The 14,514-nt window shown below is 68.7% G+C and carries 11 protein-coding genes; 6 read left to right on the forward strand and 5 right to left on the reverse strand.

Going from position 1 to position 14,514, the window contains the following annotated elements:
• The first annotated feature begins 45 nt into the window (after positions 1 to 45).
• Positions 46 to 1,731 (forward strand): amidohydrolase, encoded by a 1,686-nt coding sequence (locus ARC78_RS12830; protein ID WP_057506430.1) that lies wholly within the window; start codon positions 46 to 48, stop codon positions 1,729 to 1,731.
• 186 nt (positions 1,732 to 1,917) lie between these two features.
• Here the strand turns inward: ARC78_RS12830 and ARC78_RS12835 are convergent, their stop codons facing one another.
• The 3 genes from ARC78_RS12835 to ARC78_RS12845 all read right to left on the reverse strand — a co-directional run bounded on the left by ARC78_RS12835 (position 1,918) and on the right by ARC78_RS12845 (position 4,491).
• Entirely contained in the window at positions 1,918 to 2,442 is a 525-nt protein-coding gene (locus tag ARC78_RS12835; RefSeq protein WP_054660888.1) for a GNAT family N-acetyltransferase, read from the reverse strand.
• A 234-nt stretch (positions 2,443 to 2,676) separates the two neighbouring features.
• Positions 2,677 to 3,552 carry a PhzF family phenazine biosynthesis protein gene (locus ARC78_RS12840; RefSeq protein WP_057506431.1) on the reverse strand — a complete coding sequence of 292 codons (876 nt, stop codon included), beginning with the start codon at positions 3,550 to 3,552 and terminating at the stop codon, positions 2,677 to 2,679.
• A gap of 78 nt (positions 3,553 to 3,630) precedes the next feature.
• The gene (locus ARC78_RS12845; RefSeq protein WP_057506432.1) at positions 3,631 to 4,491 is read right to left on the reverse strand and encodes a PhzF family phenazine biosynthesis protein; all 861 of its coding nucleotides are present in this window, start codon (positions 4,489 to 4,491) and stop codon (positions 3,631 to 3,633) included.
• A gap of 209 nt (positions 4,492 to 4,700) precedes the next feature.
• Here ARC78_RS12845 and ARC78_RS12850 point away from each other — a divergent pair, with 209 nt between their 5' ends.
• The 4 genes from ARC78_RS12850 to ARC78_RS12865 all read left to right on the forward strand — a co-directional run bounded on the left by ARC78_RS12850 (position 4,701) and on the right by ARC78_RS12865 (position 10,990).
• The gene (locus tag ARC78_RS12850; protein ID WP_057506433.1) at positions 4,701 to 7,304 is read left to right on the forward strand and encodes a bifunctional aspartate kinase/diaminopimelate decarboxylase; all 2,604 of its coding nucleotides are present in this window, start codon (positions 4,701 to 4,703) and stop codon (positions 7,302 to 7,304) included.
• Positions 7,305 to 7,380: 76 nt separating this feature from the next.
• Positions 7,381 to 8,733, forward strand: coding sequence for a UDP-N-acetyl-alpha-D-muramoyl-L-alanyl-L-glutamate epimerase (gene murL, locus ARC78_RS12855; RefSeq protein WP_057506434.1), 1,353 nt, complete (start codon positions 7,381 to 7,383; stop codon positions 8,731 to 8,733).
• Positions 8,714 to 10,123: a UDP-N-acetylmuramoyl-L-alanine--D-glutamate ligase gene (gene murD / locus ARC78_RS12860; RefSeq protein WP_054660079.1), complete on the forward strand. Its 1,410-nt coding sequence runs from the start codon at positions 8,714 to 8,716 to the stop codon at positions 10,121 to 10,123. The genes murL and murD overlap by 20 nt, the downstream gene beginning before the upstream one ends.
• Before the next feature lie 69 nt (positions 10,124 to 10,192).
• Complete coding sequence (locus ARC78_RS12865) at positions 10,193 to 10,990, forward strand: dienelactone hydrolase family protein (protein WP_054660077.1); 798 nt, start codon at positions 10,193 to 10,195, stop codon at positions 10,988 to 10,990.
• A 158-nt stretch (positions 10,991 to 11,148) separates the two neighbouring features.
• On the opposite strand, the gene ARC78_RS12870 is transcribed toward ARC78_RS12865, so the two are convergent.
• Entirely contained in the window at positions 11,149 to 11,397 is a 249-nt protein-coding gene (locus ARC78_RS12870; RefSeq protein ID WP_057506435.1) for a hypothetical protein, read from the reverse strand.
• 3 nt (positions 11,398 to 11,400) lie between these two features.
• Positions 11,401 to 12,399, reverse strand: coding sequence for a polyprenyl synthetase family protein (locus ARC78_RS12875; RefSeq protein WP_057506436.1), 999 nt, complete (start codon positions 12,397 to 12,399; stop codon positions 11,401 to 11,403).
• A gap of 191 nt (positions 12,400 to 12,590) precedes the next feature.
• Between ARC78_RS12875 and ARC78_RS12880 the strand changes: the two genes are divergently transcribed.
• The gene (locus ARC78_RS12880) at positions 12,591 to 14,204 is read left to right on the forward strand and encodes an alpha-glucosidase family protein (protein ID WP_057506437.1); all 1,614 of its coding nucleotides are present in this window, start codon (positions 12,591 to 12,593) and stop codon (positions 14,202 to 14,204) included.
• Positions 14,205 to 14,514 lie beyond the last annotated feature (310 nt).

Genomic DNA, 14,514 nt, shown 5'->3' on the forward strand with positions numbered 1-14,514 from the left:
ACGGGATGCCTGCATAGTCGCCGCATCCTGTCCAGGAGTTGCCTGATGCGTCGTCTTGCCTGCGTTGCCCTGCTGCTTCCGTGTCTGCATGTCCTTTCCGCCAGTGCCGAGGTCAAGCTGCTGGTGGCCGAAACCATCCGCACCGGTGACCCCGCGCAGCCGGTGGTCGGGGCGATGGCCTGGGAAAGCGATACCGGTCGCGTGCTCGATGTCGGCAGTGCCGATGCCTTGCTGCAGCTGTATCCGCAGGCCCCGCGCATCGATCTGGGCGAGGCCACGGTGGTGCCCGGTCTGATCGACGCGCACGCGCACCTGGTCTATCTGGGCAACACCCTGTCGCAGGCCGACCTGTCCGGGGCGAAGAGCCGTGCGGAAGTGGTCGAACGGCTCAAGGCATTCGAGAAGACGCTGGCACCGGGCGAATGGCTGTTGGGCCGAGGCTGGGACCAGAACCGCTGGGACAACACCGATTTTCCGACTGTGGCCGATCTGGATGCGGCGTTCCCGCAGCGGCCGGTCTATCTGGACCGGGTCGACGGCCACGCCGGCTGGGTCAACAGCGCCGCGCTGCGCATCGCCGAAGAGGGCGGTAAATCGCTGGCCGGGGACTGGCAGCCGGCCGGCGGGCGCATCGTCCGGGATGCGGCCGGCAAGCCGACGGGCGTGCTGGTGGATGGCGCCGCCGCGCTGGTGAGCGCGCATATCCCGGCGCTGGACGAGGCCGCGCGCGAGAAACGGCTGCATGCGGCCCTGCAGGAAGCCGTCCGCAATGGTCTGACCGGCGTGCATGACATGGGCGTGTCGCGCGAGGATCTGGCGTTGATGAAGCGTCTGGCCGATCAGGGCAGATTGCCACTGCGTATCGATGCCTACGCCGATGGCAACCAGGCGGCGCTGGATGATCTGTGCCGCAGCGGGCTGTATCAGCATGCCGGCGGACGCCTGCAGATGCGTGGCGTGAAATTGTTCATGGATGGCGCGCTGGGCAGCCGCGGCGCCGCGCTGCTGGCCGATTACAGCGATGATCCGCACAACCACGGCCTGCTGATGACCTCGCCAGCCGATTTCGAGCTGGCGGTGCGCAAGGCCGACGGCTGCAAGGTGCAGGTGGCCACCCATGCCATCGGTGATCGCGGCAACCGGATCGTGCTCGATACCTATGAGAAAGTGCTGGGTGCGCGCAAGGGGGATGACCACCGCTGGCGCGTCGAACATGCGCAGGTGGTGGCGCTGGAGGACATCGCCCGCTTCGCGCCGCTGGGGGTTGTCGCCTCGATGCAGCCCACCCACGCCACCTCGGATATGGGCTGGGCCGAGCAGCGCGTGGGCCCGGAGCGGATCAAGGGCGCCTACGCCTGGCAGCGTTACCTGCACAGCGGGGCCCGGCTGGCGCTGGGCTCGGATTTCCCGGTCGAACAGGTCGATCCGCGCCTGGGCCTGTATGCGGCGGTGACGCGGCAGGACCGCGACGGCCAGCCGCCCGGTGGCTGGCAGCCGGAGCAGCGCCTGAGTGCGGCCGAGGCGCTCCGGGGGTTCACCCGCGACGCGGCCTGGGCCGGCCATGACGAGGCCGAGGTCGGAACGCTGAAGCGTGGCCTGCGTGCGGACTTCGTGGTGCTCGACCGCGACCCGCTCACGGTGGCGGCCGGCGAGCTTGATGAGCTGAAAGTGCTTTCCACCTGGGTCGATGGCGAGCCGGTATACATGAGTGGCCAGGCGCAGGCCGACTAGCGGCTGGCAGCGGCGCAGCAAGGACGATGCGTATCCCCTTGCGCGGAGCGCGGGCGGTTTGGCTTTCCGCGCTGGACCTGCTGGTGGCGTATGCCCCGTTTGCCGGGTTGGGCTGTCGGCTGGTCCGGTGGAGGTTGCGCGTCTGAGCGGGCATCGCCGGCACGGGCGGCTGCCGGTACCGGTGGGTCAGTCCGCTGACGCGCCGGCTTCGCTTTCCATGTGTTTGCACATCACCGCGTTGTCCAGGCCGATGCCGGCAACGCGCACGGTCTGCCGCTGTTTAACGCGGAAGCCGTGCCGTTTGAAGAAACGCTCGGCGCTGAGGCTGACATGGGCGTGCAATTCAACGATGCCCCGCCGTCGCGCCTGCTGCTGCAGATGCTGCAGCAGCGCGCTGCCGACGCCACGGTGTGCGTGATCGGCGGCCACAAAAAAATGATCGATCAGCCCGGATGGCTGCAGGTCGGCATAACCGGCCACCACGCCATCGTGCAGTGCCACGAACGGCTGGAGGCGTTGGATACGCAGGTTCCATCTCGCAACATCCCCGGCGCCCGCCAGCCATGCCTCGCGCTGCGCCTGGCTGTAGTGACCGTCAGTCGAACCGTCTATCGCGGAGACGAACACCTGGCGAAGCAGGGCTTCGTCTCCGGACCTGAAGTCGCGGATACGTATCGCCGTCGCTGGCGGTCGCGACGCTGGTTCAGTCATGCCTGGTACCTCTGCGCAGGGGCTGCCGGAAGCACGGCACGTTGCCGGCCCGGCTGACGATGTGGGAATCGCGCATGCCGAACGAGCGGTCATCACTGGCCACGGTAGCGGTCACCGCCGTCGCGAGCGCTTGCGCCAGAGGGCTGTGGATGCCGTGAGCCGCCTGAACCGGCCCATGTTCCGTGGGGGCGAGCGCGGTTGAGCGAATGCCCGCCCGCTCCGCAGCAGGGGCGCTTACCAGTCGATGGTTCCACGGATCACCGTCTGCACCTGGCCGCCGGACCAGACCTCGCCGTCCTCGTCGATGTGCAGTTCCAGCAGCGCGTCGTGGCCGACCTCGCGGCCCTGGCTGGCGGTGTAGCGTTTGCCGCTGCCGGGCAGCGCGTTGCGTTCGTCCAGCCACGCGGCCAGCACCGCGTTGGCCGCGCCGGAGGCGGCGTCCTCGAAACGGCGGCCGTTGCCGACGAAGGCGCGCACCACCAGCTGGTAGTCCTCGCCGTGGCTGCGGGCGTAGGCGAATACACCCATCGCGCCAGTGCTTTCGGCCAGCGTGGCGATCGCGTCCCAGTCCGGGGTGAGGCCGCGCAGGCTGGCTTCATCGGCCACCTCCACCAGCCACCAGCGGCGGCCGCCGTCCATCAGCACCGGCGGCAGTTGGCCCAGCGGCCAGCCGCTGATCGCCGGTTGCAGGCGCGGATCGTCGGCGCCGACCACTTCGGCCACCGCCGCACGCGGGGTGCGGATGGCGATGGTGCGCACGCCCCCGTGCTCGCTGATGCGCAGCGGCAGCGGGCCGTTGATGCCGTCCTGGACGAGCTGGCCATCCACCGGCGCGGCGATGCCGGCTTCGAGCACCGCATGTGCGCTGCCGACGCTGGGATGGCCGGCGAACGGCACCTCCTTCTGCGGCGCGAACATGCGGATACCGTAGCTGCTGCCGGGCCGGGTCGGGGCGAAGATGAAGGTGGTCTCGGGCAGGCGGGTCCAGCGGGCGATGGCCTGCATGGCGGCCTCGTCCAAGCCGTCGGCGTCGAGCACCACGGCCAGCGGATTGCCGGTGCCGGGGCGGGGGGCGAAGACGTCCAGTTGCAGGAAGCGGCGGGTGGTCATGGCAGGTTGTCCGTAATCAGTGGGGTGGGCTGGCAATCAGGGGGCAGAGGGGTCGCGGGTGCCGCGGAGCAAGGTGGCTCACCACTCGATCTGCCCGCTGATCACCTGCTGCACCTCGCCGCCGATCCAGATATTGGAATCCCCATCGACCTCCACCCGCACCTCGCCGGCGCGGCCCAGCTCGCGGCCCTGGCTGGCCAGGTACTGCTGGAACGGTTTGATCCGGCCGTGGGCCAGCAGGTGGGCGGCGACCAGCGCATTGGCGCTGCCGGTGACCGGGTCTTCGTTGATGCCCACGCCGGGGGCGAAGGCGCGCACCACATATTGATAGCCCACGTCCGGGCGGTCGGCGGCGGCGAACGCGGCCAGCTTGCCGCGTCCAGGCAGAGCGGCGATGGCGGCCAGCTCCGGCGCGTAGCGGCGCAGCGCGGCTTCGCTGCCGGCTTCCAGCAGCCACCAGTCCGGGCCGTTGTTCCACAGTTCCGGGTCATGGCCGGGCTTGGACAGCGTGGCCAGGCCTGCGGGCAGTGCCGGGACTTCGATGTCGCGGCGTTCGGCCTGCGGGCTGCGCACATGGATCTGGCGGAACCAGCGCCCGCCCTGCACCCGCACCGGCAGCAGCCCGGCGGCGCACTGCTGGACCAGCTGGCCGGCGTCATCCGGTGTGGCCAGGCCCAGCTCGACCGCCGCCCAGGCCGCGCCGACACTGGGATGGCCGGCGAACGGCAGTTCGCCCTTCGGGGTGAAGATGCGGATGCGGTAGCTGGCGCCCTGGTCCGGCGGCAGGAAGAAGATGGTCTCGGACAGGTTCAGCCAGGCGGCGATGGCCTGCATGGCGGCATCGTCCAGGCCCTCGCTGTCGACGATGACGCCCAGCGGGTTGCCGGCGCCCGGGCGGGCGGCGAAGACGTCCAGTTGCAGGTAGCGGCGTGCGGTCATGGCGGCTCGGAAGCAAAGGGGCCGGGCAGCTTAACAATCCGGGCCACGGGCGGGGATGACCGGGGTCGTTGCAGGTGCTACTTTCTGCGCCCCTGGAGGGGGATGGTATCGACCGTAATCAGCAATCCGGCCCCGCCGGCCTTGGCATAGAATCGGGAGTTCTGCCCGCGTTGCCGGGTCTTTCTCCCCCAAGTGAACCCCCCAAGCCAATGTCTGCTTCCCCTCGCGCTGATCGCTGGATCGTTCTGAAGTTCGGTGGCACCTCGGTGTCCCGTCGTCATCGTTGGAACACGATCGGGGAACTGGCAAAAAAACGGGCCGAGGAAACCAGCGGCCGGGTGCTGGTGGTGGTCTCGGCGCTGTCCGGCGTGACCAATGAACTGACCGCCATCGCCGATGGCGCGGCCGACAGCCGCCAGCGCGTGGCCGCGCTGGTCACCCGCCACAACGACTTCCTCGCCGAGCTGGAGCTGGGCCCCGAGGTGCTGGCCGGACGGCTGGCCGCACTGGCCGCGCTGCTGGACGACCCGCGTGCCGCAACCCGGCCGCTGGACTGGCAGGCCGACGTGCTGGGCCAGGGCGAGCTGCTCTCTTCCAGCATCGGCGCGGCCTACCTGCGCAGCAACGGACTGGATTTCGGCTGGATGGACGCCCGCGACTGGCTGCATGCGCAGCCGCCGGTGCCGAACCAGACCGCCTGGTCGCAACGGCTGTCGGTGAACTGCCAGTGGCAGGGCGATGCCGGCTTCAAGGCCCGCTTCGACGCCCAGCCCACACGCATGCTGCTGACCCAGGGCTTCATCTCGCGCCATGCCGACGGCGGTACCGCCATCCTCGGCCGCGGTGGCTCGGATACCTCCGCCGCCTATTTCGGCGCGCTGCTCGGTGCCAGCCGCGTGGAGATCTGGACCGATGTGCCGGGCATGTTCAGCGCCAACCCGAAGGACGTGCCCGACGCCCGCCTGCTGACCCGGCTGGACTATTACGAGGCGCAGGAAATCGCCACCACCGGCGCCAAAGTGCTGCATCCGCGCTCGATCAAACCGTGCCGCGATGCCGGCGTGCCGATGGCGATCCTCGATACCGAGCGCCCGCACATGCCGGGTACCAGCATTGACGGTGCCGCCGCGCCGGTGCCGGGAGTGAAGGCGATCAGCCGCCGCAACGGCATCGTGCTGGTGTCGATGGAAGGTATCGGCATGTGGCAGCAGGTCGGCTTCCTGGCCGAAGTGTTCGCGCTGTTTGCCAAGCACGGGCTGTCGGTGGACCTGATCGGTTCGGCCGAGACCAACGTCACCGTGTCGCTGGATCCGTCCGAGAACCTGGTCAATACCGACGTGCTGGCTGCGCTGTCGGCCGACCTGTCGCAGATCTGCAAGGTCAAGGTGATCGTGCCGTGCGCGGCCATCACCCTGGTCGGCCGTGGCATGCGTTCGCTGCTGTACAAGCTCTCGGACGTGTGGGCCACGTTCGGCAAGGAGCGCGTGCACATGATCTCGCAGTCCTCCAACGACCTGAACCTGACCTTCGTCATCGACGAGGCCGATGCCGACGGCCTGCTGCCGATCCTGCACGCCGAGCTGATCGACAGCGGCGCGATGCCGGTCTACGAGGAGCAGGTGTTCGGCCCGCGCTGGCGCGAAATCATCGGCACGTTGCGGCCGCGGCCCACGCCGTGGTGGCAGGCACCGGGCAAGCGGCAGCAGCTGCTGGGGCTGGCCGCGCAGGGCACTCCGGCCTATGTCTACGACCTGGACAAGGTGCGCGAGCGCGCCGCCCAGCTCAAGGCCATTGCCGCGGTCGATCGCCGCTTCTATGCGATCAAGGCCAATCCGCATCCGCAGATCCTGCGCACGCTCGCCGCCGAAGGCTTCGGTCTGGAATGCGTGTCGCTGGGCGAGTTCGAGCATGTGTTCGCCTCGGTACCGGACATCGCGCCGGCGCGGGTGCTGTTCACGCCGAGCTTCGCACCGATCCACGAGTACCAGGCGGCGCTGGCGCGTGGTGTCACTGTCACCGTGGACAACGTCGAGCTGCTGCGGCGCTGGCCGGAGGTGTTCCGTGGCCGCACGCTGTGGCTGCGTATCGATCTGGGCCACGGCGACGGCCATCACCAGAAGGTCAACACCGGCGGCAAGGAGGCCAAGTTCGGCCTCTCGGCGCAGCGGGTGGATGAATTCATGGCGTTGGCCGGCAGCCTGGATATCCGCATCAGCGGCCTGCACGCGCACCTGGGCAGCGGCATCGAGACCGGCGGCCACTGGAAGCAGATGGTCGACGAGATGGCCGGGTTCGCCCGCCGTATCGGCAGCGTGGAGATCCTCGATATCGGCGGCGGTCTGCCGATCCCGTACAGCGCCGATGACGAGCCGTTCGATCTGGACGCCTGGGCCACCGGGCTGGAAGAGATCAGGGCGGTGCACCCGCAGTTCCAGCTGGCGATCGAGCCGGGCCGCTTCCTCGTCGCCGAGGCCGGCGTGCTGCTGGCCCACGCCACCCAGGTGGTGGAGAAGGACGGCGTGCGCCGCGTCGGCCTGGATGCCGGCATGAACGCCCTGTTGCGGCCGGCGCTGTACGACGCCTGGCACGACATCGCGAACCTCGCGCGCCTGGAAGAGGCGCGCGACGTCGATTTCAGCGTGGTCGGTCCGATCTGCGAATCCAGCGACGTGTTCGCGCAGCGGGTGAAGCTGCCCTCGACCACCGCGCCGGGGGATGTGATGCTGATCGCCGATGCCGGCGCCTATGGTTTCAGCATGGCCAGCACCTACAACCTGCGCGCACTGCCGCGCGAGGCGGTCCTCGATGCGTGACAATCGCCTCCTGCCGCGAAAACTTTGTCGTCCGCCGCGCGCTGGTGCGCGGCGGTTCGTTTGATTCGGATACGCCATGACAGCTTTTGACAAAAACCAGGTTTCCCGCTTCCGCTTCGTCCGCTGCGATTTCGCCGCGGATACCGGCGTGGCAAGACTGGTCTACGCCTTCGACGACGGCCCGGAGATGACCGAGACTGTCACCGTGCCGGGCGCGCCGTTCCAGCTGGAGGGCGAGCGTGCGGCGGCGGTGCAACGCGCGCTGCAGCTGCTGCACCTGATCGCCGGTGTCAGCTACTACAAGGCGGCAGTGCCGGCGCAGGTGAGCATCGACAGCTACGCGATCGATGCGGCCACCGCGGCACTGGTGGAAACGGTATATCTGAACGGTCTGGGCGAGTTCGCCTACCGCAATGGCCTGAACCTGCGCGGCCGCTTCACGCTGCCGGTGCAAGGCCAGGCGGCGTCGGCGCCGGTGCTGGGCCTGCGCGAGCACGCGCTGGTGGCCATTGGCGGCGGCAAGGATTCGCTGGTCAGCATCGAGGCGCTGCGCCATGCCGGCGTGGCCGAGACGGTGACCTGGATCGGCGGCTCGCAGCTGATCCGCGCCTGTGCCGACCGCACCGGTCTGCCGACGCTCAATATCGGCCGCACGCTGGCCCCGGAGCTGTTCGAGCTCAACCGCCAGGGGGCCTGGAACGGCCATATCCCGGTGACCGCGGTGAACTCGGCGATCATGGTGCTGGCCGCGCTGGTGCAGGGCGTGGACCAGGTGGTGTTCTCCAACGAACGCTCGGCCAGCTACGGCAGCCAGATCGCCGGTACCGGCGAGGTCAACCATCAGTGGTCCAAGGGCTGGGCGTTCGAGCAGGCGTTCGGCGAGCATGTGCAGCAGCACGTGGCGGCCGACCTGCACTACTACTCGCTGCTGCGGCCGCTGTCGGAGCTGGCAGTGGCCCGCCAGTTCGCCAGGACCGACTACTACGACGCGCATTTCTCCAGCTGCAACCGCAACTTCCACATCCTCGGCGAGCGCCCGGTGAACCGCTGGTGCGGCGTCTGTCCGAAGTGTCACTTCGTGTTCCTGGCGCTGGCCCCGTTCATGCCCAAGACCCGGCTGGTGCGCATCTTTGGCCGCAACCTGCTCGATGACAGCGAACAGGCCGGCGGCTACGACGCGCTGCTGGAATTCGGCGACCACAAGCCGTTCGAGTGCGTGGGCGAGGGCAAGGAGTCGCGTGCGGCGATGGCCACGCTGGCCGCGCGTGCGGACTGGAAGGAGGACGTGCTGGTCAAGCGTTTCGCCAGCCTGATCCAGCCGACCCTGGCGGCGGACGAGCTGCAGATCGAACCGTTGCTGGTCATCGACGGCGAACACCGCATCCCGGCAGCCCTGTGGGAGCGTCTGCGTGCGAATTTCGCAGCTTGAAGGCAAGCGGGTTGCGTTGTGGGGCTGGGGGCGTGAGGGCCGTGCGGCATTTGCCGTATTGCGCGAACGCCTGCCGCAACTGCCACTGACGCTGTTCTGTCCGCCGGCCGAGGCCGCGGCCGCGCGTGCCGAAACCGCGGGCGCGCTGCAGGTGGAAACCGACGTCACCGGCGCGGCGCTGGCGCGCTTCGAGGTGGTCATCAAGTCACCGGGGATCAGCCCGTACAAGCCCGAGGCGCTGCAGGCGCAGGCACTGGGCACGCAGTTCATCGGCGGTACCGCGCTGTGGTTCAGCGAGCATGCCGGCCCTGATGGCACCTTGCCCGACACGGTGTGCGTGACCGGTACCAAGGGCAAGAGCACCACCACCTCGCTGCTGGCGCACCTGCTGCGCGCGGCCGGGCATCGCACCGGCCTGGCCGGCAATATCGGCCTGCCCCTGCTCGAAGCGTTGGATCCGCAACCGGCACCGGAATACTGGGCGGTGGAACTGTCCAGCTACCAGACCGGGGAAGTAGCGCGCAGTGGCGCGCGGCCGGATGTCGCGATCGTGCTCAACATCTTTCCCGAGCACCTGGACTGGCACGGCAGCGAGCAGCGCTATATCGACGACAAGCTGGCACTGGTGACCGGCGGTCATCCGCGGGTGGCCGTGCTCAATGCCGCCGACGCGCATCTGCGCGCGCTGCAATTGCCGCACAGCAAGATCGTCTGGTTCAACCAGCCCGAAGGCTGGCACATGGTCGGCGAGGTGGTGCATCGCGGCGCGCAGCCGGTGTTCGATACGGCGGATACGCCGCTGCCGGGCCGGCACAACCGCGGCAACCTGTGCGCGGTACTGGCCGCCATCGAAGCGCTGGGACTGGATGCCGTGGCCCTGGCGCCGGCAGTGCGGAGCTTCCGGCCGCTGCCCAACCGCCTGCAGCTGCTGGGCGAGCGCGATGGGCTGCGCTGGGTCAACGATTCGATCAGCACCACCCCGCATGCCTCGCTGGCGGCGCTGGACTGCTTTGCCGGGCAGCGCATCGCGCTGCTGGTCGGCGGCCACGATCGCGGCCTGGACTGGAGCGATTTCCTCGCGCACATGGCCCATGACGTGCCGCCGGTGGAGATCGTGACGATGGGCGGCAACGGCCCGCGCATCAACGACCTGCTGCGACCGCTGGCCGAGGCTGGCCGGTTCGGACTGCATGCGGCCGCCGATCTGCCGCAGGCGGTGGAACTGGCGCGTGCGGCACTGGGCGCGCAGGGCGGGGTGGTGCTGCTGTCACCGGGCGCGCCGAGCTTTGGCGCTTACAGCGACTACGTGGCGCGTGGCCGCCACTTCGCCGCGCTGGCCGGCTTTGATCCGGACAGCATCAGCGCCATTCCCGGGCTAGGCATCGGCTGAATCCCGGCAATCACCCGGGCTGGGGCCCGTCGGACTTAAACTCGCCGCACCCCTGAGCGGAGAAGTCCGATGCGAGCAGAACGGAAGTGGCCGGTGGCAGTGGCGGGCCTGTGGCTGGCGGTGGCATTGCCGGCCGCGGCGAAAATGCAGCAGCGCACGGTGGAATGGCAGCACGATGGCGCGTCGTACAGCGGCGTGCTGGTCTATGACGACGACGGTGACGCCCGCCGACCCGGTGTGGTGATGGTGCCCAACTGGCGTGGCGTGAACGCATCCGCCGTCGCCAAGGCCGGGCAGATTGCCGGCGACGACTATGTGGTGCTGGTGGCCGATGTCTACGGCAAGGACATACGACCCAAGGACAACACCGAAGCCGCTGCGGCCTCCAAACCCTTGCGCGATGACCGGGCCCTGCTGCGTGCCCGGGCCGGTGCGGCATTGCAGGCATTGGAGGCGCAGGCCGGCAAGGCGCCGCTGGACGCCGGCCGTATCGCCGCGGTCGGTTTCTGTTTCGGTGGCACCACGGTGCTGGAGATGGCGCGTGCCGGCCTGCCCTTGACCGGGGTGGTGAGTCTGCATGGCGGCCTGTCCACCCCGAGTCCGGCGCCGGCAGGCAGCGGCAAGGTGCCGATCCTGGTCCTTAACGGGGCCGCCGATCAGGGGGTAACGGGCGAGGACATCGCCGCGTTCGGCAAGGAGATGGACAGCGCCGGTGCGGATTGGCAGTTCGTCAATTTCAGCGGAGCGGTGCACTGCTTTGCCGAGTCCGATGCCGACAGTCCGCCGGGCTGCCTGTACGACCCGCGCGCAGCCAAGCGGGCCTGGAAGATGATGGACAATTTCCTGGAAGAACGCCTGGGCGACTGACCGCGCGCGGAGGGCGGAACCGCACCAGCCGCAAGACCGGCCTCTGTCCGGTCGCTGCGGCAGGGTGGTGCGCGTGGGTACGGTGCCGTGGTTGGCCGTGGGTGGTGCCCGCCCGTGGTGGTTTCGGCACCCGTGGCCCAAGCCACGCCGCGCTGCGCCTACCGCGACCGGGCTTTTGCCGCCGCGATCGCGCCGCTGATCGCCGCCCGCGCCTGCGGACTGTTGCGCCAGCAGCTGCTGCCCAGCATCGCGGCGGCCTGGCTGACGATATCGCCGGGCTGGGCCTGTGCCAGCTGGGGCAGGGAGGTGAATCCCAATTGTTCCAGCCGGGCCACCACGGTGGCGCCGACGCCGTATACCGCCAACAGCACCTGGCGTTCCTCATCGCTGAAACCGGCGGTGCTCACGGCTCAGTGGCCGCGTTCGACCGCATAGCGGGCCAGGCCACGCAGGGCGGCCACGGCCGGATTCTCGGCCAGGCCTTCGAGTGCGGCTTCGGCCGCTTCGGCGTACTGGCGGGCGCGCTGGCGACTGTAGTCCAGGCCACCGGTGGCCTGGATGGCGGCCAGAACTTCGGGCATCGCGCTGGCCTCGCCGTTCTGCACGATCTCGCGCAGGCGCTGGCGGGTGGCCTCATCGGAATGGGCCATGGCGTGGATCAGCGGCAGCGTGGCCTTGCCTTCGGCCAGATCGTCGCCCAGGTTCTTGCCCAGCTCCTCGGCGTTGGCCGAGTAGTCCAGTACGTCGTCGGCGATCTGGAAGGCGTAGCCCAAGTGCATGCCGTAGTCGTACAGCGCCTGCTGGGTGGCCTCGTCCACGCCACTGGCCAGTGCGCCCAGGCGGGTACCGGCGGCGAACAGCACCGCGGTCTTGCGTTCGATCACCCGCAGGTAGGCGGCCTCGTCGGTATCCGGGTTGTGCACATGCAGCAGCTGCAACACCTCGCCTTCGGCGATGCGGTTGGTGGTGTCGGCCAGGATGCGCATGACCGGCATGCGGTCCAGCTCGACCATCAGCTGGAAGCTGCGCGAGTACAGGAAGTCGCCGACCAGCACGCTCGGGGCATTGCCCCACAGCGCGTTGGCGGTGCTGCGGCCGCGGCGCAGATCCGATTCGTCGACCACATCGTCATGCAGCAGGGTCGAGGTGTGGATGAACTCGATGATCGCCGCCAGCTGGTGGTGCTCCGGACCGGCACCGCCGACCGCGTGACCGGCCAGCATCACCAGCATCGGCCGCAGGCGTTTGCCGCCGGCGGAGATGATGTGGTCAGCGATCTGGTTGATCAGCACCACGTCCGAGGACAGACGGTGGCGGATCAGGGCATCGACGGCGTCCATGTCCGGTGCCGCAAGGGTCTGGATGGCAGGCAGGCCCAGCGCGGGGCGGATATGTTCGGCGATGCTCATAGGAATACTTCGGAGGGTGCCCGGGGATTATAGGCGGTGCGGAGGCAAGCGGCCCGCGGCGGCGGAAACCCCCACTGCACGCAGTGAATACGTATGCAAGCGGCACCGTCGACAAAGCGTCGACGCTAAGCTGGCCGGCATACGTTCTGCGGCCCCTTCCGGGGCATTTGAAGCCCGTAGGGGGGCGCTTGATGTCGAAGATTTCCTGGTGGCGCGGCGCCGTCATCTACCAGATTTATCCCCGCAGCTACCTGGACAGCGATGGCGACGGTGTGGGTGACCTGCCGGGCATCATCGAGCGGCTGGATTACATCGCCTCGCTGGGCGTGGACGCGATCTGGGTCTCGCCGTTCTTCAAGTCGCCGATGGCCGATTTCGGCTATGACATCGCCGACCAGCGCGATGTGGATCCGCTGTTCGGCAGCCTGGACGATTTCGACCGGCTGCTGGCCAAGGCGCATGCGCTGGGGCTGAAGGTGATGATCGACCAGGTGTTCAGCCACACCTCGGTGGAACACGCCTGGTTCAAGGAAAGCCGGCAGAGCCGCGACAACCCCAAGGCCGACTGGTATGTGTGGGCCGATGCGCGCGAGGACGGTACGCCGCCGAACAACTGGCTGTCGATCTTCGGCGGCGTGGCCTGGCGCTGGGAACCGCGCCGCCGCCAGTACTACCTGCACAATTTCCTGTCCTCGCAGCCGGATCTGGATTTCCACAATCCGGCCGTGCAGCAGGCCACGCTGGATTACGTGAAGTTCTGGCTGGACCGTGGCGTGGACGGCTTCCGCCTGGATTCGATCAACTTCTGCTTCCACGACGCGCAGTTGCGCGACAATCCGCCCAAGCCGGAAAGCGAGCGCGTGGGCCGCGGCTTCAGCCCGGACAATCCGTACGCGTTCCAGTACCACTACTACAACAACACCCGGCCGGAGAACATCGGCTTCCTCGAGCGTCTGCGCGCGTTGCTGGACCAGTATCCGGGCGCGGTGACGCTGGGCGAGATCTCCTCGGAGGATTCGCTGGCCACCACCGCCGAGTACACCGCGCCGGGCCGCCTGCACATGGGTTACAGCTTCGAGCTGCTGGTCGATGACTACAGTGCGGCCTACATCCGCGGCACGGTGGAGAAGCTGGAAGCCACCATGCGTGACGGCTGGCCGTGCTGGGCGGTGTCCAACCATGACGTGCAGCGGGCGGTGACGCGCTGGGGCGGCCATCCGGCCAACCCCCAGCTGGCCAAGATGCTGGTTGCGCTGGTGTGTTCGCTGCGCGGCTCGGTGTGCATCTACCAGGGCGAGGAGCTGGGCCTGGGCGAGGCGGATGTGCCGTTCGAGGCGCTGCAGGATCCGTACGGGATCACCTTCTGGCCGAATTTCAAGGGCCGCGACGGCTGCCGCACGCCGATGCCGTGGAGCGATGGTGACGTGGCCGGCTTCAGCACGGGCAAGCCGTGGTTGCCGATTCCGGCCGAACACCGTGCGCTGTCGGTGCAGGCGCAGGAAGCCGATGCCGGTTCGGTGCTGCACGCGTTCCGCGCGTTCCTGGCCTGGCGCAAGGCGCATCCGGCGCTGGTGGAGGGCGGAATCCGGTTCATCGACAGCACCGAGCCGGTGCTGATGTTCGAACGCCAGCTCGGTGACGAGGTGCTGCTGTTGGCGTTCAATCTCTCCGCTCAGTCGCAGCGCCAGCCCCTGCCGGCGGGCACATGGCAGGCGCTGGAGCTGCCGGGGCCGGCGTCAGGCGGCCTCGAGGCCGGTGAACTGGTGTTGCCTGCGCACGCGGTGTATTGCGCGCGGCGCAGCTGAGGCAAGTTCCTCTTTCCTGTGGAGGGCGGAGATCACATCTCCGCCTTTTTTTTGCGTCTGTTCCAGGCGCGATTGCGCGGCCGGACAAGGTCCGCTGTCTGCCGGTTGTGATCTTGCGATTGTGCGCCGCGGTGATCACGGCAGGGCCGGGGGCAAACCCGCTTCCGCGGCGGACGTGTTCCGCAAGAGGTCTGGCTTGGCGTGCTTTCTGTGGACGGGCACTGCCGGCCCGAGCTTGTGCGGTGGCCGATGGGTTCCCCACCGTCCGCGCGATGTCGCGGCGGCACAGCCGCGCCGGCCACAGATGAGG

Origin of the sequence: Stenotrophomonas pictorum JCM 9942, assembly GCF_001431585.1 — a bacterium.
In the GTDB taxonomy this organism is placed as follows: Bacteria; Pseudomonadota; Gammaproteobacteria; order Xanthomonadales; family Xanthomonadaceae; genus Stenotrophomonas; species Stenotrophomonas pictorum.